Below are 21,986 nucleotides of genomic sequence, written 5' to 3' on the forward strand. Positions count from 1 at the left end.
GCGGCCGCGATCGCCGATTGCGAAGTAGAAGCTGCGACGGAATCCCGGCGATCGCGGGTCGAATGGGTTGACATCTCGCGTCCCCTCTTCCTCAAGGTAAAGCACATGGAACGGCGCGGCCCCTGGATGCTGCACCGACATTATAAATGGGGTCGATGATGGGAAAGATCGTACATCTTCTAATGTCCGCGGCGATGGTCGCGGGCCTGGGCGCCGCACCCGCGCTTGCGCAGTCCAAGCAAGTGCTGACGCATGAAACGCTGTGGATGATGAAGCGGGTCGGCGCGCCACTGACCAGCCCGGACGGCAAATGGGTCGTCTATGCGCTGAGCGAGCCATCCTATGCGAAGGATGAAACGGTCAGCGATCTGTGGATCGTGCCGGCAGATGGCAGCGCGGCGCCACGCCGGTTGACGTCGACCAAGGCGGGAGAGAGCGACCCGGCCTGGGCACCCGACAGCCGCCGCATCGCTTTTTCGGCCAAGCGCGAAGGTGACGATGTCGCGCAGATCTACATCCTCGACCTTGCAGGTGGCGAGGCCCGGCGCGCGACCGATGTGCCTACCGGCGCAGCCCGACCGCAATGGCGCCCGGACGGACAAGCGATCCTGTTCGAAACTCTGGTCTATCCCGGCGCGATGGATTCCGCGACGAACAAGAAGGCGGCGGACGAGCGCAAGGCGCGCAAATTTTCCATGCGCGTCTATGAACATTTCCCGATCCGCTACTGGAACGACTGGCTGGACGATCGCCGGCCCAGCTTTTGGGTGCAGCCTCTGACCGAAGGTGCGATGGCGCGCGACCTGATGTCCGCGACGAAACTGGCCCAAACGGAAGGCTTTGGCGGCAGCCCGCAAAATGACGGTGGCATGACCCTGTCCCCGCTCTGGAGCCCCGACGGCAAGGAAATCCTGTTCATCGCCACCACACAGCGATGGGATGCGGCGCATGCGCGGGTCAATTACGGCCTGTACCGAATGCCGGCCGATGGCGGCGAACCGACCCTGGCTACGCCGGTTCAGGGCGAATATGGCGATCCCAAATTCACGCCCGATGGCAAGAGCCTGATCGTCAAGTTCAACAGTCAGGGTGAGGATGTCTATGATCTGGCGCGGCTGCATCGCATCGCCTGGCCCGCAGGCGGGGCCGCGACGCTGCTGACCGGCGCGTTCGATCGCGAAGTGGACGGCTTTGCCGTGACGCCTGACAGTCGTACCCTGTATCTGACGGTGCCGGACGCAGGCATGGAAAATCTCTATCGCCTGCCCGTTGCCGGCGGAAAACCCGCACTGGTGGTCGCGCCCAAGTTCGGCGGCTATAGCGCGATCGACATTCCGTCGGACGCCAAGTCGACCGAACTGATCGCCAGCTATGGCAGCGCGGTGAACCCGGCCGAAATCGTACGGATCGATCCGAAAACCGGGCGCCATACCAACCTGACCAACGTCAATACGGCGCTCGCCGCGACGATCGACTGGTCCAGCCCACAGCATTTCTGGTTCACCAGCGACAAGGGGCGGCGCATCCATAATATGATCGTGACGCCGCCTGCGTTCGACCCGGCAAAGTCCTATCCGCTGATGGTGCTGATGCATGGCGGCCCGGCATCGTCCAACGCCGACCAGATCGGCCTGCGCTGGAACTATCACCTGCTGGCGAGCGCGGGCTATGTCGTGTTGATGACCGATTATACCGGATCGACCGGCTATGGCGAAGCCTTCTCCCGCGCGATCAAGCTGGACCCGCTGCGTGGCCCGGCCGAGGAAATCAATCGCGCCGTGGACGAAGCGGGCAAGCGGTACAGCTTCATCGACACCGCTAATGCCTGCATCGGTGGGGCCAGCTATGGCGGGCATCTTGCCAATTGGATGGAAGCCACGACCAGCCGCTATAAATGTATCGTCAGCCATGCGGGCGAAGTCGATCTGCTGACCCAATGGGGCACCAGCGACTTCAACTATGGGCGCGAAGTGGCGAGCGGCGGCCCGCCCTGGGGCGACAGCAAGGTGTGGCGCGACCAGAGTCCGATCACCTATGCCAAGGACTGGAAGACACCGATGCTGCTGACGGCTGGCGAGCGCGACTATCGCGTCCCCATGTCGAATACGCTGGAAACCTGGTCGACGTTGCAGCGGATGCAGGTGCCCAGCCGCCTGCTCATCTTCCCCGATGCCTGGCATTGGATCACCAAGCCCGAAGACAGCCGCCAATTTTATCGTGAGGTCCAAGCTTGGCTGGCCCATTATCTGAAGGGTGCGCCCGCGGTAAAGGGCGGGCCGATCGCCACCCCGGCAAAAGCCGCGCCCGGCGCGGAATAATCCGTCCATTTAAAGTCTGAAAGAACGCCGGCGGATCACAAGTCCTGCCGGCGTTTTACGTGACGGGCGGTTACGCGAAGCGTCGTTTAGACGGAGCCGTCTCCCGGCGTGGCAACATATGGTGCTTCGACCCCATCCAACCATCCCGATCGGCTAATCCACAAGTTCATGACGCGGCGGGCGTGCAACTCGCTCAGCGAGGCGACAGGCAAACCCCCGGCGCGGCTGGCGGAAAACCCACTCGCCTCACTCCATTACGGATAACTTCGTATCTATGAATTTTTCGTCTATGCGAATTTAATCCGATGCTTTAGAGGGAGGTACAAGAAGCAAAAAGGCTGGAGGGATAATATGCCGGTCATTCACCCGAATTGGGAACGTCCGCCCGTCAACATGGTCGATGGCTATTCGCTGGAGATGACGGCGAAGGATGTGGAATCGCTGCGGGAGGCAGCGCCGGCCATCGCGCGCGACACGCCCGTTGCCGTCACCTTCCTGCCCGGCGAGGATTTTGCCGCCCGCATCGCCGCGACGAAGCTGGTCCGCAGCCTGGGTTTTGAACCCATGCCGCATTTTTCCGCGCGTCGGATCACCTCCACAACGGAGTTCGAGGATTATCTGGCCGCCGCGGTGGCGGAAGCGGATGTGCAGCGCTGCTTCGTGATTGCCGGCGACCCGTCCGAACCCGAAGGCCCCTATTTCGACAGCAGCGCGTTGATCGCCAGCGGCGCGTTCGAACGGGCCGGCATCCGCGCCATCGGCATTGGTGGCCATCCGGAGGGTCATCCGAACATGTCCCCGGAGCAATGCTGGTCGGTGCTGACCAGCAAGTGCAGCGAGATCGAAGCACGCGGCATGGCCCCGCTGATCGTCACCCAGTTCGTGTTCGATGCCGACGCGGTGCTCGCCTGGCTCACCGAATTGCGTGCCCGTGGTATCAGCGCACCGGTCCGCATCGGCGTGCCCGGCCCCGCCGGCATCAAGACGCTGATGCGCTTCGCCGCCCGTTGCGGTGTCGGGGCATCCGCTTCCGTGCTCGCAAAATACGGAATTTCGATTACGAAGCTGATCGGATCGGCCGGCCCTGACAAGCTGGTCGATCGGTTCGAGCGGGCACTGGGGGATGAACATGGCAAGGTGCGGTTGCACTTCTATCCCTTTGGCGGCCTGGAAAAGACGGTGGCCTGGATCAACGACTATGCCCGCGCGCACTGACGCAGATGGGTGAGCGGGAGGAGATTGACGTGACGACTATCTATACGCTGCGGCTTCAGTGCGACGACAAGCCGGGCCTGGTGGCGAAGGTCGCCGGTTATCTGGCGGCGCGGGGCTGCAATATCGTCGATGCGCAGCAATTCGACGATGCGATGAACAACACCTTCTTCATGCGCGTCGCGTTCAAGCCCGGCGCGGGCGAGACGCTGGACGGCCTGCGCGACGGGTTCGCGCCGATCGCGCAGGACGCGGACATGGACTGGTCGCTGACCGATCAGGCCGCGCCCAAGAAGGTCGTGCTGATGGTCAGCAAGTTCGACCATTGCCTGGGCGACCTTCTCTATCGCCAGCGGATCGGCGAACTGCCGATGGATGTGGTCGGCATCATTTCCAACCATCCGCGCGAGGTGCTGCACACCTCGATGATCGGCAACATGCCCTTCTTCCACTTCCCGATCACGAAGGACACGAAGGCCAGCCAAGAGGCGCAGATCAAGCAGGTCGTGACCGAAACCGGCGCGGACCTGATCGTCCTTGCCCGCTATATGCAGATTTTGAGCGACGATCTGGCCGCTTTCCTGTCGGGCCGCTGCATCAACATCCATCACAGCTTCCTGCCCGGCTTCAAGGGCGCCAAGCCCTATCATCAGGCCTATGAGCGGGGCGTGAAGATGATCGGTGCGACCGCCCATTATGTCACCGCCGACCTGGACGAAGGTCCGATCATCCATCAGGATGTCGAGATGATCGGCCATGCCGACGTACCCGACGAACTGGTGCGCCGTGGCCGCGACATCGAACGGCGCGTGCTGGCCGAAGCGGTGCGGCTGCATCTGCAGGACCGGGTATTCATGAACGAGTCGCGCACCGTCGTCTTCCGGGGCTGATCCATGGCCACGCTTATCGACGGGCGCGCGATGGCGCGCGCGCTGGGCGAGCGGACCGCCGATGCCGTCGCCGGGCTGAAGGCCGACGGCATCGATCCGGCGCTGGCCGTGGTACTGGTGGGACATGATCCCGCCAGCGAAATCTATGTCCGGCGCAAGATCGGCGAATGTCGCAAGGCGGGCATCGGCTCCATCGAAAAGCGACTGGCGGCCGATTGCGGGGAGCAGGCGCTGCTGGACCTGATCGACGGGTTGAACGCCGATCCGGCGGTGCATGGCATATTGGTGCAGTTGCCGCTGCCGGCCGGAATCGACGCGGCCCGGGTGCTGGACCGGATATCCCCGGCCAAGGATGTCGATGGATTCCACCCGGTCAATGTCGGGCGGCTATCGACCGGTTCGCAAAGCCTGGTGCCCTGCACGCCGCTGGGCATCATGCTGCTGCTGGACAGCGTGATCGACGATTATCGCGGCCTCAACGTCGTGGTGATCGGCAAATCCAATATCGTCGGCAAGCCCGTCGCCATGCTGTTGCTCGAGCGGGAAGCGACCGTCACCGTTACCCATATCGAGACGCGCAACCTGCCCGATATCGCCCGCGCCGCCGATGTGATCGTGGCGGCGGCGGGCGCGCCGCATCTGGTGCGCGGCTATTGGGTGAAGCCGGGCGCGGTCGTGATCGACGTCGGCATCACGCGCGTTGTCGATCATGACGGCAACAGCCGGATCGTGGGCGATTGCGCGACCCATGAACTGGATCATGCCAAGGCGGTGACGCCGGTGCCCGGCGGCGTCGGCCCGATGACGATCGCCTGCCTGCTCAGCAATACCGTCACCGCCGCGCAGAGGAGCATAGGCTGATGGCATCCGTCACCACCAGAGTTCGAGTGAAGGATCTGCCTTTACTGGCCGATATCGGCATCAATCCGGACGAGATCGGCCGGCGCCAACCGCTGGTCATCACCGTCCAATTGTTGCTGGATGGCGGTGCGGTCGAGGGGATCGGCGAAACGATCGACTATCGCCGGATCGTCCGCGCCGCCGAAGCCATGTCGGAAGTGCATATCCCGCTGATCGAGACATTTGCCCAGCGACTGGGCGAGGAATGCCTCAGTTGGCCGGGCGTGGTGGAGGCCTGCGTCAATGTCGACAAGCCTTTCGCCCTGACGCGCGGGCTGGCGGGGGTCGAGGTCGTGGTTAGCCGGGACTGATATCGGCGGGCATTGATGTAAATCTATATCCTTCCGTTCCCCGGCGTAGGCCGGGGTCCAGTTCAGAGCTTGGAACTGGACCCCGGCCTACGCCGGGGAACGCATTATATGCCTCAGCTTCATAGCTTCTCGGGGTCAAGCCCCCGCCCGGTCGAGGATGCGACGCGCCTGCACCAGATGCGGGCGGTCGATCATCTTGCCGTCCAGCTTCAATGCGCCTGCGCCGGGATGGGCGGCGAAGGCGTCGACGATGGCGCGGGCATGGGCCAGTTCGGCAGGTGTTGGCGTGAAGCCGGCATTGATCGTGGCGACCTGAACCGGGTGGATCGCCATCATGCCGGTAAAGCCGTCGCGGCGGGCACGGGCGACATAGGCGGCCAAGGCGTCCGGCGCGTCGATGCGGGGGAAGACCGTCTCGATCGCGGCGGTTGCGGCTGCATGGGCGCCGAACAGGGTGAGCGATCGGACCATTTCATAGGGCGGCGTATAGCGGCCGTCCTCCTCGCGAGACGTTGCTGCGCCGATCGCGGCAGGCAGGTCTTCCGCGCCCCAGGTGAGGCCGGCCAGATGATCGCGAACCGTCGCATAGCTGCCTAACTGAAAGATGGCGGCGGGCGTTTCCGTCGCGATCGGCAGGATCGGCAATCGCACGTCGCCCAGCAGCCCAAGCAACGCCTCTACGCTGGCCGCACCCTCCGCCTTGGGCAGCAACAAGCCATCGGGACGGCCCGGCAGTATGGCGGCCAGATCGGCTTGCGTCTGGTCGCCGTCCAGCGGATTGACGCGCACGAAGGTCGGGACCGGCCGATCCCCTGCGAGCCATTCGGCCACGGCCCCGCGCGCCTCTCCCTTGCTCTCAAAAGCGACCGAATCTTCCAGGTCGAGGATCAGCGCGTCCGCACCGCTGGCCGCTGCCTTGGCGAAGCGATCGGGCCGGTCGCCCGGCACGAAGAGCAGCGAGCGCAACGTCATGCGTCGGACTTTTTGAGCAGCGCCATGCGCAGACATTGGCACACGACCTCATCCCGTTGATTATAGAGGCGGTGGGTGAAGGTGACGATGCCCGCGCCGGGGCGCGACTTGCTGGGCTTGAGATCGGTCACTTCCGTTTCGCAGCGCATCGTGTCGCCGATGAAGACGGGGTTGGGCATGACGAGCTTGTCATAGCCAAGGTTAGCGACCAGCGTGCCAAGCGTCGTATCGCCCACCGACAGGCCCACCATCAGCGCGAAGGTGAAGGTGCCGTTGACGAGGATCTGGCCGAATTCGCTGGCCTTGGCCGCTTCGGCGTCCAGATGCAGGGGCTGCGGATTATGGGTCATCGTCGTGAAGAGGAGATTGTCCGTCTCCGTCACGGTACGACGGATGTCATGGACGATCCGGTCGCCCACCTGCCACTGGTCGAAATATCTGCCTGCCATATCGTCGTCCCTTAACTTCGCACATTTCCCGCCAATTTCGACATTTTATGTCGAAAACAGGACATTATCGAACTACCCTTCCACCAGAGCTGGCGGCGACCACCATAGGCCGGAGCGCCCGCTGTAGGACAGGATCATTCGTCCTTTTCGATCCGGGCGAGCAAAGCGCCTTCGCTGACCTGACCGCCTTGCGCTGCATTGAATTCGGCGACGATGCCATCGAATGGCGCGACCAGGCTATGCTCCATCTTCATCGCTTCCAAGGTCAGCAGTTTCTGCCCCTTGGCGACCTTGTCCCCCGCCGTCACGGCAACGGCAATGATGCGGCCGGGCATGGGCGAAAGGATGGCGCCATCGGATGCCGCGCCGCCGGCGCCGCCGCTCGCGCGCCAAGGCGTCAGGTGCCAGACCTGCCCACCTTCGGCGATCAGCACATCTTCCAGGGCTTCGCCATCATCCGTTCCATCGCGCGGATCAAAGCGGATCGTCACGGCTTCGCCATCGAGCAAGAAGGCCGCCTCCGCCCTGATCGGGGCGTTGAGGCGGAAACCCGACAAGCCGTCTCCCGACACCAATACCGTTGCCGCGTCGGCCAGCGCCTCGTCGGACGGATGGTGCGGCGGGAGCAGCGCGTCTCCCTCTCGCCCGATCAGGCCCGTATCCAGCTGCGCCGCGACGAAAGTCGGATGCTCCAACGCCTTGACGAGGAATCCCGCATTGGTGCGCAGCGGCCAGATAGCCGTATCGTCCAGCGACGCGGCCAGCGAACGGCGCGCTGCATCACGGCTGGGGCCATGGGCGATCACCTTGGCAATCATCGGGTCGTAGAAGGGCGAGATTTCCGCGCCCTGTTCGACACCGGTATCGATGCGGCACCCGTGACCCAGTTCGAACGTGTCGAGCCGCCCGATCGACGGCAGGAAACCCTTGGCCGGGTCTTCGGCATAGAGGCGCGCTTCCATCGCCCAGCCGTTAATCGACAGTTCTTCCTGTTTTTTCGGCAATGGTTCACCCGATGCGACGCGCAATTGCCATTCGACCAGATCCTGCCCGGTAATCTCTTCCGTCACGGGATGTTCGACCTGAAGCCTTGTGTTCATTTCCATGAACCAGATGCGGTCGGGGCGCAGACCGTCGCCGCCATCAGCGATGAATTCGATCGTGCCGGCGCCGACATAATCCACCGCCTTCGCCGCATTGACCGCCGCCTGACAGACAGCCGCGCGGGTTTCCGGGTCCATGCCCGGCGCAGGCGCTTCCTCTATCACCTTTTGATGACGGCGCTGGAGCGAGCAGTCGCGTTCGAACAGATGGACGACATTGCCATGGCTGTCGCCGAAGACCTGCACTTCGATATGGCGCGGGTTGGTGATCCACTTTTCCAGCAGCACCTGGTCATTGCCGAAGCTGGAGGCGGCTTCGCGCTGGCAGGAGAGCAGGGCGTCGGCGAAGTCGGCGGCATCATCCACCTTGCGCATGCCCTTGCCGCCGCCACCGGCGACCGCCTTGATCAGGACGGGATAGCCGATCGCGTCGGCCTCCGCCTTCAGCCGGTCGGGTGACTGGTCTTCTCCGAGATAACCGGGCGTGGTGGGGACGCCCGCTTGCTGCATCAATTGCTTGGCCGCGTCCTTCAGGCCCATGGCGGTGATGCTGGCGGGATTGGGGCCGACCCAGATGAGGCCGGCATCCTGCACCGCCTGCGCGAACTGGGCGTTTTCGGACAAGAAGCCATAGCCCGGATGAATGGCCTGCGCGCCGGTCTGCTGCGCGGCGGCGATGATGCGGTCACCCAGCAGATAGGATTCACGCACCGGCGAGGGGCCGATATGCACGGCTTCGTCGGCGGAGCGGACATGCAGGGCGTTGGCGTCCGCATCGGAATAGACCGCGACGGTGCGGATGCCCATGGCACGCGCGGTGCGGATGATGCGACAGGCGATTTCGCCGCGATTGGCGATGAGGAGGGACTGAATCATCGTCATTACATCCTGAAAATGCCGAATTGCGCGCGGTCTTCGACCGGGGCGTTCAGCGCGGCGGCGAAGGCGAGGCCGAGGACGTTGCGAGTCTGAGCCGGGTCGATCACGCCATCGTCCCACAGCCGCGCGGTCGCATAATAAGGATTGCCTTCATCCTCATATTTGCGGCGGATCGGCGCCTTGAAGGCTTCGGCCTCCTCAGCGCTCCATACGGCAGCGTCGCGGTGGACGGTCGCCAGAACGCTCGCGGCCTGTTCGCCGCCCATCACGCTGATCCGGGCGTTGGGCCAGGTGAAGAGGAAGCGCGGGCCATAGGCGCGGCCGCACATGCCGTAATTGCCCGCGCCGAAGCTGCCGCCGATCAGCACGGTGATCTTGGGCACTTGCGCGGTGGCGACGGCGGTGACGAGTTTCGCACCATTTTTGGCGATCCCCTCCGCTTCATATTTGCCGCCGACCATGAAGCCGGAGATATTCTGGAGAAAGAGCAAAGGGATGCGGCGCTGGCAGGCGAGTTCTATGAAATGCGCGCCCTTAAGGGCGCTTTCGCTGAACAGGACGCCGTTATTGGCAAGGATCGCGACCGGCATGCCCCAGATATGGGCAAAACCGCAGATGAGCGTAGTGCCGTAGAGCGGCTTAAACTCATGAAATTCGCTGCCGTCGACGATGCGGGCGATGATTTCGCGCACATCATAGGGCGCGCGGACGTCGTCGGGAATGATGCCATAAAGGTCGGCGGCGTCGAATTTCGGCGGGCGGGGATCGCGCAGGTTGAGGTCGGGCTGACGATCGGGCTGGAGCGTCGAGACGATGTCGCGCACGATGGTGAGCGCATGATCGTCATTTTCGGCGACATGATCGACTACGCCGGACTTGCGGCCATGCAGGTCGCCGCCGCCAAGGTCTTCTGCGCTGATCACTTCGCCGGTCGCGGCCTGCACCAGCGGCGGGCCGGCGAGGAAGATGGTGCCCTGATTGCGGACGATCACCGTTTCGTCCGACATGGCGGGCACATAGGCGCCGCCCGCCGTGCAGCTGCCCATGACGCAGGCGATTTGCGGGATGCCGCGCGCGGACAGGTTTGCCTGGTTGTAGAAGATGCGGCCGAAATGGTCGCGATCCGGGAAGACCTCCGCCTGATTGGGCAGGTTCGCGCCACCGCTGTCGACCAGATAGATGCAGGGCAGACGGTTTTCGAGCGCGATTTCCTGCGCGCGCAGATGCTTCTTCACGGTCAGCGGATAATAGGTGCCGCCCTTCACCGTGGCGTCGTTGCAGCCGATCATCACCTGCCGACCGGACACGCGGCCGATGCCGGCAATGAGGCCGGCGCCGGGCACTTCGTCGCCATAGAGGCCGTTGGCGGCAAGTTGGCCGATTTCCAGGAAGGGCGAGCCGGGATCGAGCAGCCGCTCGACACGATCGCGGGGGAGCAGCTTGCCGCGGGCGACATGTTTCTCGCGGGCGTTGGACGAGCCGCCCTGCGCGGCGGTCGCGACCCGCTCGCGCAGTTCCTGCGCCAGCGCGCGGTTTTGCGCGGCGTTGCTGCGGAAGGCCTCACTGTCGGGCGACAGCTTGCTGTCGAGCACGGGGGCGCTCATGCTCCGATCAACTCCCGACCGATCAGCATGCGGCGGATTTCATTGGTGCCAGCGCCGATATCCAGCAATTTGGCATCGCGCATATAGCGTTCGACCGGCCAGTCCTTGGTATAGCCCGCGCCGCCCAAGGCCTGCACCGCTTCCAGCGCGACCTTCATCGCATTCTCGCTGGCCAGCAGGATCGCGCCGGCCGCGTCGAAGCGGGTGGTCTTGCCGGAATCGCAGGCGCGGGCGACGGCATAGACATAGGCGCGGGCACTGTTGAGCGCGACATACATGTCGGCGACCTTGGCCTGCATCAGTTGAAAGGCGCCGATGGGCTTACCGAACTGCTTGCGCTCGCGAATATAGGGCAGGACGGTGTCGAGGCAGGCCTGCATGATGCCAAGCTGGATCCCCGCCAATACGGTGCGCTCATAATCGAGGCCGCTCATCAGGATGCCGACGCCGCCGTTGAGCGGACCCATGATATTCTCCTCCGGCACTTCGCAATCGTCGAACACCAGTTCGGCGGTCGGCGATCCGCGCATGCCCATCTTGTCGATCTTCTGGCCGATGGAGAAGCCCTTCATCCCCTTTTCGATGAGGAAGGTGGTGATGCCTTTCGACCCCTCGCCCGTCTTGGCATAGACGACCAAAGTGTCGGCATAGGCCGCGTTGGTGATCCAGAATTTGGTGCCGTTCAGGATATAGTGGTCGCCCTTCTTCTCCGCCTTCAGCTTCATCGAGACGACGTCGGAGCCCGCGCCCGCTTCCGACATGGCAAGGCTGCCGACATGCTCACCGGAAATCAGCTTGGGGAGATATTTCGCCTTCTGCTCGGCATTGGCCCAGCGGCGGATCTGATTGACGCACAGATTGGAGTGCGCGCCATAGCTTAGACCTATGGAGGCGGAGGCGCGGGCGACTTCCTCCTGCGCGACGACATGTTCCAGATAGCCCAGGCCCAGGCCGCCATCTTCCTCCGCCACGGTGATGCCGTGCAAGCCAAGCTCGCCCATGGCCGGCCATAGTTCGACCGGGAACCAGTCCTTCGCGTCGATCTCGGCCGCCAACGGGGCGATACGGTCGGTCGCGAAACGGGCCGCGCTGTCGCGGATCATGTCGGCATTGTCGCCCAGCGCAAAATCGAAATCGGTCATCGGCGTCTCTCTCCTATTGCCACCTTCTTAGCGCAGCCGGCGCCGGCTGGAAAATTGACAGTCCCATATCAGTGTATAGATGGAACCTATGATCGAACGCTATCTTCTCCGCTATTTCCTGGCCGTGGTCGATCAGGGCAATTTCTCCCGCGCGGCGGTGCATTGCAATGTGTCGCAGCCGACCCTGTCGGCAGGCATATCCAAGCTGGAGAACGCGCTGCAACGGCAACTGTTCACCCGCACCAACCAGCGAGTGCAATTGACCCAGGCCGGCACGCGCTTCCTGACCCATGCCCGGCGGATCGAACGGGAGTTCAACATGGCGCTGGGCGCGATGGCCGATATCGCGCAGGCGCGGCCGGTGCGGATCGGCGTGCTGAGCAGCATAGCCGGCACGATCGTCGCGCAGGCGGCGCGGGCCTATCGGGCGGAGGGCGGCGGGCCGGTGGAAATCGCCTTCGCCAGCGAACGCGAATTGACCGCGATGCTGGCGCGCGACCGGATCGACGCGACCTTCAGCATTCTGCGGCCGGGCGCACAGTCGATGGCACAGCAGGTGGTGGCGGAGGAAGCCTATGCCATGGTTATGGCGGCCGACCATCCCCTGGCCGGCCGGACGCAACTGGATGCGGAGGATCTGCGGCAGGAGACGATGATCGTGCGACGGCATTGCGAATTGCTATCGCAGACCAGCCGGCATTTTCTGGAGCGCGGCGTGCGGCCGCATTTCTCGCTACGCACCACCAATGACGAGCGTGCGTTGCAGATGGTGGGGGCGGGCATGGGCGTGACGGTAATGCCCGATTGCTATCGCAGCCCTGATGTCGCCCATGTGCCGCTGGCCGGCTTCGATCATCGCCGGACATTGGGCTTCACGCTGGCGGATGAAGGACTGGCCGACCATGGCCTACTACGCGCGCTGGCGGCGGCATTTGGGTAGCGGATATGCCGATCGGCAGTTTGGCGGCGCATCGTCTGACGGGAACTGGCGGGGGCGCTTGCATTTGCCTATGAGGGGCCGGAATTTCCATTTTCGGGCGCCAAGCATCATGTCCTTCCTTACCCTCCTTTCAGGCCTCGTCGCATGAGTACGCTGCCCTATCTGGCCGGTGTCGAACTGGGGGGGACGAAGGTTTTCGTTTTGCGGGCGCGGGGGCGGACGATCGAGGAGCGGGTGATGATCCCGACCACGACGCCGCAGGAGACGCTGAGCGCGGCGGCGGCGCTGTTGCGGCGCTGGCATGAGGCGGGGCCGTTCGAAGCGCTGGGTATCGGATCGTTCGGGCCGCTGCGGTTGGACCGGGCGGCGGCCGATTTCGGCCATATGTTGCCGACGCCCAAGCCGGGCTGGACCGGCGCCGATATTTATGGCGCGCTGGCGGGGGTGCTGCCCTGCCCCGCCGCGATCGACACCGACGTCAATGGCGCGGCGCTGGCCGAGGTCCGCTGGGGTGCGGGGGCGGAGGGCGATGGGCCATCCGATTGCCTGTGTTACATCACCATCGGCACGGGCCTGGGCGCGGGCTTCGCGCTGCATGGCCGGCCGCTCCATGGCGCGATGCATCCGGAACTGGGGCATATCATGACGCGCCGGGCGCCGGACGACAGCTTTGAAGGGGCCTGCCCCTTCCATAGCGACTGTATCGAGGGGCTGGTATCCGGGCCGGCGCTGGCGAAGCGGTTCGGCGTGGCAGGCAACCGGATCGCGGCCGACGATCCGCGCTGGGATGATGTCGCCCATGATATCGCACAGATGGTCGGTACGATATTGCTGACCACGGCGGCCCGCCAGGTGCTGATCGGCGGTGGCGTGGGCATGGGGCGGACCGACCTGCTGGAGCGGGTGCGGGCAAAGGTGGTGGCGCAGCTGGCGGGCTATCTGCCCTTCGTTACCGAGGCAACGATCGGCAGCATCGTTCGCCCGCCGGCGCTGGGCGATCAGGCCGGGCCGCTGGGCGCGGTGGCGCTGGCGATGGATGCGCTGGAGGCCGCTCGGCTGCGCTGATGCGACAGCGAGTTGGACAGGCCAAAGCGGCTGTTCAGGCAGCGCGTTTAAATCCAAGTCATTGAATAACGAAGATTTTTGAAAAATCGCCGTCCCATCGATCGACGTTCCATCCTATTGTCCCTATTTTTCCAGAACTTAGGCCGGATGCACGACGGCGCCCGCCCGCAGGATCGCGTCCTGAAAGGCGCGCGCCGTGGGAGGCAGGTCATTTTTGTGGATCATCCATAGCCGGGTACGCACGGTGGGAAAGAGCGGACGCAGGATCACCTTGTCCACATGCAGGCGCGAGAGCGAGCGCGACAATATGGTCGCGCCGAAACCGGCGGCCACCAGCCCCAGCAAGGTCGCGAAACTGCCGACCTCCAGCGTGATGCTGGGCCGGAATCCGGCCTGTTCGCACAGCGTGAAGAAATGGTCGTTAAAGTCCGCGCTGCTGGCGGTGGCGTAGAGGACGAACGGCACCCCGACGAGGTCCGCGATGGACGGTTCGGCCGCGCGCCGGGCAAGAACATGGTCCTGTCGCAGGGCGAGCAGCATATCTTCCTCCAGCAACCAGGTGGCGCTGAGGCCGTCGGGCAGGGTCGGTGGCGCGACGCCGCGAATGATACCGATGTCGAGATCGCCCCGCTCGATCAGCGCGACCTGATCGTCGCGCCCCAATTCCTGCACGCGCAGGTCGACATGGGGAAAGCCCTGACGGAAATCATAGAGCGCATCGGCAATCTGCGGCACGAAGGGGGCAGAGGCGGTGAAACCCAGCGCAAGCCGCCCCAGATGGCCGCTCTGGGTCCGGCGGGCGACATGCGCGGCATGGTCCGCCTGCGCCAGCGTCTTGCGCGCTTCGGGCAGGAACAGCCGGCCAACCTCCGTCAGCGCCACGCGGCGGCTGGTCCGGTCGAACAGGCGGGCGCCCAGTTCCTCCTCCAGCGCGCGGATTTGCTGGCTGAGCGGCGGTTGCGACATGCCCAGGCGCCGGGCGGCGCGGCCAAAGTGCATCTCCTCCGCCACGCACAGGAAATACCGCAAATGTCTTAGGTCCATCGGATCAGGTCGCCATAGATATCAATCATGCTTTATTAGATATTGGACACGAAATAGACAACTGCCCATAGCGCCTGCCAAGGGTGGCGTTTTGAAACCATAATGGGCGCCTTCGCAAAGCATGACGCAGGAGATAGCGGGTCCACCGGCTCGATGCGTTGTTCTCCATTGCGGCCATGATTGAACGGAGAGGCGAATATTCACTACCGGCGGTTCGGGCCGGCGTGATGCGTGCGGGAGTCCTGGTTTGATCGGTATCGTCAAGGTTGCGCTGCACAGGCCGTTGACCTTCATCGTCATGGCGATCCTGATCGCGATCGTCGGCATCATGGCAGCGGTGCGCACCCCGGTCGATATCTTCCCCAATATCCGCATCCCGGTGATCGCCGTGGCCTGGCAATATGCCGGCCTGCCGCCCGAAGACATGGCGAACCGCATCGTCACCCCCTATGAGCGGGTGCTGACCACCACCGTCAACGATATCGAACATATCGAAAGCCAGTCGATGCAGGGCATCGGCGTGGTGAAAATCTATTTCCAGCCCGGCGCCGACATCCGCACCGCCACTGCGCAGGTGACGTCGGTATCGCAGACGGTGTTGCGCCAGATGCCGCCGGGCGTCACGCCGCCGCTGATCCTGAACTATAGCGCGTCGACGGTACCGATCCTGCAACTGGCCTTGTCCGGTCAGGGCCTGTCCGAACAGCAATTGTTCGACCTCGGCCAGAATCAGATCCGGCCGTCCCTCGTCACCATTCCCGGCCTTGCCATGCCCTTCCCGTCGGGCGGCAAGCAGCGGCAGATCCAGATCGACCTCAATCCGGTCGCCCTCCAGTCCAAGGGACTGACCGCGCAGGATGTCGGCACCGCGATCGCCGCGCAGAACCAGATCAATCCCGCCGGCTTCGTGAAGATCGGCGCGACCCAGTATAGCGTGCGCCTGAACAACGCGCCCGGCACGATCGAGGCGCTGAACGACCTGCCGGTCAAGGTAGTGAACGGCGCGACCATCTACATGCGCGATATCGCCTATGTCCGCGACGGCAGCGGGCCGCAGACCAATGTGGTGCATGTCGAAGGACGCCGGTCGGCGCTGCTGACCGCGCTGAAAAATGGCGCGACATCGACGCTGGCGATCGTCGACGGCGTGAAGGAAGCGCTGCCCAAGATCAGTGCCACATTGCCCGACAATCTGAAGATCCTGGTGATCGGCGACCAGTCGCTGTTCGTGAAGGCTGCGGTCGAGGGCGTGATCCACGAAGGCGCGCTGGCAGCGGCGCTGACGTCGCTGATGATCCTGCTGTTCCTGGGCAGCTGGCGGTCGACGGTCATCATCGCACTGTCCATTCCGCTCGCCATTCTAGCGGCGGTGGCGGCGCTGGCGATGTTCGGCCAGACGCTGAACGTCATGACGCTGGGCGGGTTGGCGCTGGCGGTCGGCATCCTGGTCGACGACGCGACGGTGACGATCGAGAATATCAACTGGCATCTGGAACAGGGCAAGGGGGTGGTGGAATCCATCCTGGACGGCGCGGCGCAGATCGTGACGCCGGCTTTCGTGTCGCTGCTGTGCATCTGTATCGTGTTCGTGCCGATGTTCTTCCTGCCGGGCGTTGCGGGCTTCCTGTTCGTGCCGATGGCGCTGTCGGTGGTGTTCGCGATGATCGCGTCCTTCATCCTGTCGCGCACGCTGGTGCCGACGATGGCCATGTATCTGCTCAAACCCCATGTCGAGCATGGCGACGCCCATATGTCGGGCGATGCGCAGTCGCGTAATCCGCTCGTGCGGTTCCAGCGCGGCTTCGAAAGGCGGTTCGAGACGGTCCGTGACAGCTATGTCGGGCTGCTGCGCGGCGCATTGAATGCGCGCAAGCCCTTCCTGCTGGGCTTCATGGCTGTGGTGATCCTGTCCTTCGGCCTGCTCCCGCTGCTGGGCAGCAATTTCTTCCCGGCGGTGGATTCAGGGCAGATCGCCATGCATATCCGCGTGCCGGTGGGCAGCCGGATCGAGGATACGGCGGCACGGTTCGAGCGGATTTCCGCCGCGGTCAAGGATATGGTGCCGGCCGGGGAACTGGCGTCGATCACCGACAATATCGGCCTGCCGGTCAGCTCCATCAACACGGTCTATAATAATAGCGGCACGATCGGCCCGCAGGATGGCGACATGATGATCGCCCTGAAGCATGGCCATCGCCCGACCGACGAGATCGTCGGCAAGCTGCGCGAGGAACTGCCCCGCCGCTTCCCCGGCACCAATTTCGCCTTCCTGCCGGCCGACATCACCAGCCAGATCTTGAATTTCGGCGCGCCGGCCCCGATCGACATTCAGATTTCCGGCAAGAATGCCGCCGCCAACCGCGCCTATGCGCAAAAGCTGCTGGCGAAGGTCGCGACCATTCCGGGGCTTGCCGATGCGCGCATCCAGCAGCCGGGCCGATCGCCGCAGCTGGACGTCGATGTCGATCGCAGCCGGGCGGGCCAATATGGCCTGACCGAGCGTGACGTGACGACCAGCCTGGCCAGTTCGCTGGCGGGCACCGCGCAGACCGCGCCCGTCTTCTTCGTCGATCCCAAGACGGGCGTGTCCTATCCGGTCGTGGCGCAGGCGCCCGAATATCTGGTCGGGTCGATCAGCGACCTGTCCAACGTGCCGGTGTCCGCCGCGGCGGGATCGAATGGCGCGGTGCAGCCTTTGGGCGGCCTTGCCACGATCGAGCGGTCGAACACGGTGCCGGTGGTGTCGCATTATAATATCGCGCCGGTGCTGGACATCTATGCCACGGTACAGAGCCGCGACCTGGGTGCGGTGGCGGGCGACATCAACGCCGCCATCAAATCGCTGGAGAAGGAAGAGCCCAAGGGCGCGACCATCACCATGCGCGGCCAATATGCGACGATGAACACCGCCTTTTCGGGTCTGGGCTTTGGCCTGGCCGGCGCGATCGTGCTGATCTACCTGTTGATCGTCGTCAATTTCCAGAGCTGGGTCGATCCCTTCGTCATCATCACCGCCCTGCCCGCGGCGCTGGCCGGCATCGTGTGGATGCTGTTCGTGACCGGTACCACCTTGTCGGTCCCGGCGCTGACCGGCGCGATCATGTGCATGGGCGTCGCGACCGCCAACTCGATCCTGGTCGTCAGCTTCGCGCGAGAGAAGCTGGCCGAACTGGGCGACGCGACCGCCGCCGCGATGGAGGCGGGCATGGTCCGTTTCCGCCCGGTGCTGATGACCGCATTGGCCATGATCATCGGCATGGGTCCGATGGCGCTGGGCCTGGGCGAAGGCGGCGAGCAGAATGCGCCGCTGGGCCGCGCGGTGATCGGCGGTCTGGTCTGCGCCACCATCGCCACCCTCTTCTTCGTCCCCGTCATCTTCAGCTTCGTCCACCGCCGCCACAAGGCCGCCGACCCCCAGATGGAAATGCAGCCCAGCCATGTCTGATATCACCCCGGAACAGAATCAGCCCGTCACCGGCCCGGACAGCCGAACGCTCAAGCGCGTGGGCATCGGCGCCGCCGTGATCGCCATCGCCGTCGTGGGCTTTGGCGTGGCGACCCGGATCAGCGCAACCAACGAGTTGCGCGGCACGGCGGAAAAGGCGGCCATTCCCTCCGTCGCGGTCGTATCGCCCAAGCAGGATGGCAAGGGCGGCGCGCTGGTGCTGCCGGGCAATGTCCAGGCCTATAACAGCGCGGCCATCTATGCCCGGACCAATGGCTATGTCAGCCGGTGGCTGGCCGATATCGGCGACAATGTGCGGGCCGGACAGTCGCTGGCCGTGCTGGACGCGCCGGAAGTCGACCAGCAGCTGGCCGCCGCGCAGGCCGATTATCAGACCGCGCTGGCCCAGCAACGCCTTGCCGAAACGACGGCCAAGCGCTGGGCCGTGATGCTGGCCAAGGATGCCGTATCCAAACAGGAATCGGACGAGAAGAATGGCGATCTGGCCGCGCGATCGGCGGTCACCAACGCGGCAATGGCCAATGTGAAGCGGCTGCGTGCGTTGCAGGGCTTTACCCGACTGGCCGCGCCCTTCGATGGGGTCGTGACCAGCCGCGCGGCGCAGATCGGTGCGCTGGTGGTGGCGGGCAATGCCGCGTCGCAGCCGCTCTTCACCGTGTCCGACGTGCATCGCATGCGCATCTATGTCCGCGTGCCGCAGGGCTATTCGGCGCAGGTGAAGCCGGGCATGGCCGCCACGCTGATGCTGCCCGAATATCCGGGCCGGACGTTCACCGCCACGCTGACCAGCAGTGCCGGCGCAGTCGATGCGCAATCGGGCGCGGTTCTGGTGCAGTTGCAGGCCGAAAATCCCGATCGGGCATTGAAGCCGGGCGCCTTTGCGCAGGTCAGCTTCAATGTCGGACAAGGTGGCGGCAATGGCATGTCCCTGCCGGGCAGCGCCATTCTCTATGGCAATGACGGTCCGACCGTCGCGGTGGTCGGCAGCGACAATCGCGTGACCGTACGCCCCGTCACCATCACCCGCGACGAAGGCGCGACCGTGCTGATTTCCGGCGCGATCAGGCCAGGCGACAAGGTGATCGATTCCCCACCGGATTCGATCCAGTCGGGCGACAAGGTGAGCGTCGCGTCGGGCGGCAAGGGCACGGCGCATGCGGGGTAAGATGGTGCAGCGGGCGCTGCCGGCCTTGGGGCTGAGTCTGCTGGGCGCCTGTTCGATGGCGCCGGCCTATCAGCCACCGCAGATCGCCGCGCCCGAAAGCTACAAGGAAATGGAGGGCTGGACCCAGGCGACGCCGATGGACGTCGCGCCACGCGGTGCGTGGTGGAGCGCGTTCGGCGATCCGGTGCTCGACGATCTGGAGACACGCGCCGAGGCCGCCAGTCCAACCTTGGCGGCGGCGCTGGCGCGCTACGATCAGGCGCGCGCCGTGGCGCGGGTCGAAACATCGGACCTGATCCCGACCGTGGGCGTGGGCGCAGATGGCAGTCGCCGGCGCGTGTCCGGCAACCGGTTCCAGGGCAATGGCAATGCGCAGACCTATAATGACTATTCGGTCGGCGCGACGCTGGATTATGAGCTGGATTTGTGGGGGCGCATCCGCAACAGCGTGAAGGCCGCGAACGCCGACGCGCAGGCAAGCGAAGCCGATCTGGCCGCAGCGCGCCTCAGCCTTCAGGCGTCGGTGGCCGATGCCTATGCACGATTGCGCGGGCTGGATGCGCAGGCTGACCTGCTGCATCGCACGGTCGAGGCGTTCGATCGCGCCTATCGGTTGACCGACACGCGCCATGAAGGCGGCATCGCGTCGGGGATCGACGTCAATCGCGCGCGTACGACGCTGAGCAATGCCAAGGCTCGGATTTCGGCGGTCGCCAATGAGCGGGCGGCGACCGAACATGAACTGGCAGCGCTGACCGGTGCCGTGGCATCCGGCTTTGCGATCGCGCCGCAGGTTCAGGCGCTCAAGGCGCCCGCAGTGCCGACGGGGGCACCATCCGCGCTGTTGCAGCGTCGGCCCGATGTCGCGGCGGCCGAGCGGCGCATGTTCGCCATGAACGCCCGGATCGGCGTGGCGCGCGCGGCTTTCTTTCCATCGTTGACGCTGGGACTGAGCGGCGGGTGGCAGACCACGCACGGCCAATTACTGTCCACGCCCAATAGCGTCTGGGGCCTGGGGCCGCTGGCGGCGGCGCTGACCCTGTTCGACGGCGGCCGGCGCAAGGCGCAGGTCAAATTATCGCGTGCGGAGTATGATGAGCAGGCCGCCAGCTATCGCGCCACGGTGCTGGGCGCCTTTCGCGACGTGGAGGACGGTATCGCTGCACTGCGTCACCTGTCGGTGCAACTGGTCGATCAGCGCGACGCGGCACAGGCGGCGCAGCGGACGAGCGACCTTGCCTTCACCCGCTATCGCGACGGTGCGTCGGACTATCTGGAAGTCGTCACCGCGCAGACCGATGCGCTCGATGCGCAAAGCGCGCTGCTGAATGCGGAATTTGCGCGAATGCGCGCCAGCATCGCGCTGGTCAAGGCTTTGGGCGGATCGGTCGACCCGGCCTGATCGAACAGGAGGCGGACGATGCGAAGCCTGTCGCCATCCGCCTCCTCCTCAATATTGCCACGCCTCCATTTTCGAAGCGCAAGATGATATGCTTCGATTAACCATGACGATTGATCGGAACGATCAATTGTTGCACTGCAAAATCTTGGAGCAGAGCGCGGCATCCTTCCTTGTCAGCGACCCGCCTTTTCCATGCCGCTTTGACAATTGCGCCGGATGACGGCACAAAGCCATATGGCCCATTCCCATGTCCCACCTCAACGGGCCGACCATCTGGATAGGATATCATCATGGCCGACACCGAACAGCCCGATTATACGAGCCTGACCGTCCAGTTGCTGAGCGCCTATGTCGCCAACAACACAGTCGCCAGCGAAGATCTGGCCACATTGATCCAGTCGACCCGCGCCGCACTGATCGCGGAGACTGCGCCGGCGGAGCCGGAGACGGTCGAGCATGTCCCCGCCGTGAGCGTGCGCAAGAGTATCGCATCGCGCGAGCATATTTTGAGCCTGATCGACGGGCGGCCGTACAAGACGCTCAAGCGCCATCTGGCCACCCATGGCCTGACCCCGGCCGACTATCGCGCGCGCTATGGCCTGCCCGAAAGCTATCCGATGGTGGCGCAGGCCTATTCGGACCAGCGCCGCGCCGTGGCGCAGAAGCTGGGCCTGGGCCAGCGCGGTACGCAGGCGCGGGTCGCCGCTGCGGCCGCCGCCGCACCTGCCGCCGAGGCCAAGCCTGCAACCCCGCCGGCCAAGGCGAAAAGCGCCGCCACCAAGGCCGCCCCTGCCCCCAAGAAGAAGGCCAGTGCCAAGCCTGCCGCTGCGGCACCGGCAAGCGTGCCGGTGGTAGCCGAAACGCCGGCGCCCAAGCCTGCCGCCAAGAAGGCTGCCCCTGCCGCGAAGGCAGCGGCAAAGCCCAAGGCCGAAGTAGCGGCGAAGGCCGCACCTGCCGCCGCAGAGCCGGCCAAGGCGAAAAGCGCCGCCACCAAGGCGCCAGCCGCGCCTAAGGCACCGCGCAAGAAGCTGGGCATCAAGGCCGAGGCGACCGACGCCGCCTCCTGACGACAAGAGGCGCCGCATCCCGTGAGGGTGCGGCGTCTGTCAGGCCGGTCGCGCGCG

At 64.7% G+C, this 21,986-nt stretch carries 17 protein-coding genes; 11 read left to right on the top strand and 6 right to left on the bottom strand.

Translation table 11 applies throughout. The features are described 5' to 3' along the window. Positions 1-158 precede the first annotated feature (158 nt). From F4U95_RS00995 to F4U95_RS01015, 5 genes are all read left to right on the top strand, one after another. Positions 159-2,318 carry a dipeptidyl-peptidase 5 gene (locus tag F4U95_RS00995; RefSeq protein ID WP_120253578.1) on the top strand — a complete coding sequence of 720 codons (2,160 nt, stop codon included), beginning with the start codon at positions 159-161 and terminating at the stop codon, positions 2,316-2,318. Between the two features lie 351 nt (positions 2,319-2,669). Then, positions 2,670-3,533 (top strand): methylenetetrahydrofolate reductase, encoded by an 864-nt coding sequence (locus tag F4U95_RS01000; protein ID WP_120253142.1) that lies wholly within the window; start codon positions 2,670-2,672, stop codon positions 3,531-3,533. Between the two features lie 29 nt (positions 3,534-3,562). Continuing rightward, entirely contained in the window at positions 3,563-4,420 is an 858-nt protein-coding gene (gene purU / locus F4U95_RS01005) for a formyltetrahydrofolate deformylase (RefSeq protein ID WP_120253579.1), read from the top strand. Positions 4,421-4,423: 3 nt separating this feature from the next. Next, the gene (locus F4U95_RS01010; RefSeq protein WP_120253143.1) at positions 4,424-5,281 is read left to right on the top strand and encodes a bifunctional 5,10-methylenetetrahydrofolate dehydrogenase/5,10-methenyltetrahydrofolate cyclohydrolase; all 858 of its coding nucleotides are present in this window, start codon (positions 4,424-4,426) and stop codon (positions 5,279-5,281) included. Beyond that, positions 5,281-5,631, top strand: coding sequence for a dihydroneopterin aldolase (locus tag F4U95_RS01015; RefSeq protein ID WP_120253144.1), 351 nt, complete (start codon positions 5,281-5,283; stop codon positions 5,629-5,631). Before F4U95_RS01010 ends, F4U95_RS01015 begins: the two co-directional genes overlap by 1 nt. A 135-nt stretch (positions 5,632-5,766) precedes the next feature. On the opposite strand, the gene F4U95_RS01020 is transcribed toward F4U95_RS01015, so the two are convergent. The 5 genes from F4U95_RS01020 to F4U95_RS01040 form a co-directional block, all read right to left on the bottom strand. After that, positions 5,767-6,603, bottom strand: a complete 837-nt coding sequence (locus F4U95_RS01020; protein ID WP_120253145.1) for an HpcH/HpaI aldolase/citrate lyase family protein — start codon at positions 6,601-6,603, stop codon at positions 5,767-5,769. After that, entirely contained in the window at positions 6,600-7,052 is a 453-nt protein-coding gene (locus F4U95_RS01025; protein WP_120253146.1) for a MaoC family dehydratase, read from the bottom strand. The genes F4U95_RS01020 and F4U95_RS01025 overlap by 4 nt, the downstream gene beginning before the upstream one ends. Before the next feature lie 134 nt (positions 7,053-7,186). Then, complete coding sequence (locus F4U95_RS01030) at positions 7,187-9,031, bottom strand: acetyl/propionyl/methylcrotonyl-CoA carboxylase subunit alpha (RefSeq protein WP_120253580.1); 1,845 nt, start codon at positions 9,029-9,031, stop codon at positions 7,187-7,189. Positions 9,032-9,036: 5 nt separating this feature from the next. After that, positions 9,037-10,638, bottom strand: a complete 1,602-nt coding sequence (locus F4U95_RS01035; RefSeq protein WP_120253147.1) for a carboxyl transferase domain-containing protein — start codon at positions 10,636-10,638, stop codon at positions 9,037-9,039. After that, on the bottom strand, positions 10,635-11,780 hold the full coding sequence (locus F4U95_RS01040; RefSeq protein ID WP_120253148.1) for an isovaleryl-CoA dehydrogenase: 1,146 nt from the start codon (positions 11,778-11,780) through the stop codon (positions 10,635-10,637). Before F4U95_RS01040 ends, F4U95_RS01035 begins: the two co-directional genes overlap by 4 nt. 88 nt (positions 11,781-11,868) lie before the next feature. Between F4U95_RS01040 and F4U95_RS01045 the strand changes: the two genes are divergently transcribed. Together F4U95_RS01045 and F4U95_RS01050 are read left to right on the top strand one after the other, a co-directional pair. Further along, positions 11,869-12,720, top strand: coding sequence for a LysR family transcriptional regulator (locus F4U95_RS01045; protein ID WP_120253149.1), 852 nt, complete (start codon positions 11,869-11,871; stop codon positions 12,718-12,720). Positions 12,721-12,864: 144 nt separating this feature from the next. Next, entirely contained in the window at positions 12,865-13,785 is a 921-nt protein-coding gene (locus F4U95_RS01050; RefSeq protein WP_120253150.1) for an ROK family protein, read from the top strand. A 138-nt stretch (positions 13,786-13,923) separates the two neighbouring features. Here F4U95_RS01050 and F4U95_RS01055 read toward each other — a convergent pair whose 3' ends face one another. Then, complete coding sequence (locus F4U95_RS01055; protein ID WP_120253151.1) at positions 13,924-14,829, bottom strand: LysR substrate-binding domain-containing protein; 906 nt, start codon at positions 14,827-14,829, stop codon at positions 13,924-13,926. Between the two features lie 247 nt (positions 14,830-15,076). Here F4U95_RS01055 and F4U95_RS01060 point away from each other — a divergent pair, with 247 nt between their 5' ends. From F4U95_RS01060 to F4U95_RS01075, 4 genes are all read left to right on the top strand, one after another. Next, positions 15,077-18,274, top strand: a complete 3,198-nt coding sequence (locus F4U95_RS01060) for an efflux RND transporter permease subunit (RefSeq protein WP_150411812.1) — start codon at positions 15,077-15,079, stop codon at positions 18,272-18,274. After that, the gene (locus tag F4U95_RS01065; protein WP_120253153.1) at positions 18,267-19,460 is read left to right on the top strand and encodes an efflux RND transporter periplasmic adaptor subunit; all 1,194 of its coding nucleotides are present in this window, start codon (positions 18,267-18,269) and stop codon (positions 19,458-19,460) included. The genes F4U95_RS01060 and F4U95_RS01065 overlap by 8 nt, the downstream gene beginning before the upstream one ends. Next, positions 19,450-20,862: an efflux transporter outer membrane subunit gene (locus F4U95_RS01070; RefSeq protein ID WP_120253154.1), complete on the top strand. Its 1,413-nt coding sequence runs from the start codon at positions 19,450-19,452 to the stop codon at positions 20,860-20,862. The genes F4U95_RS01065 and F4U95_RS01070 overlap by 11 nt, the downstream gene beginning before the upstream one ends. Positions 20,863-21,152: 290 nt before the next feature. Further along, a complete protein-coding gene (locus tag F4U95_RS01075) occupies positions 21,153-21,929 on the top strand; it encodes a Ros/MucR family transcriptional regulator (RefSeq protein ID WP_120253155.1) in 777 nt (258 codons plus the stop codon). The last annotated feature ends 57 nt before the right edge of the window (positions 21,930-21,986 follow it).

It is taken from the genome of Sphingobium limneticum, from assembly GCF_008710165.1.
Classification (GTDB): domain Bacteria; phylum Pseudomonadota; class Alphaproteobacteria; order Sphingomonadales; family Sphingomonadaceae; genus Sphingobium; species Sphingobium limneticum.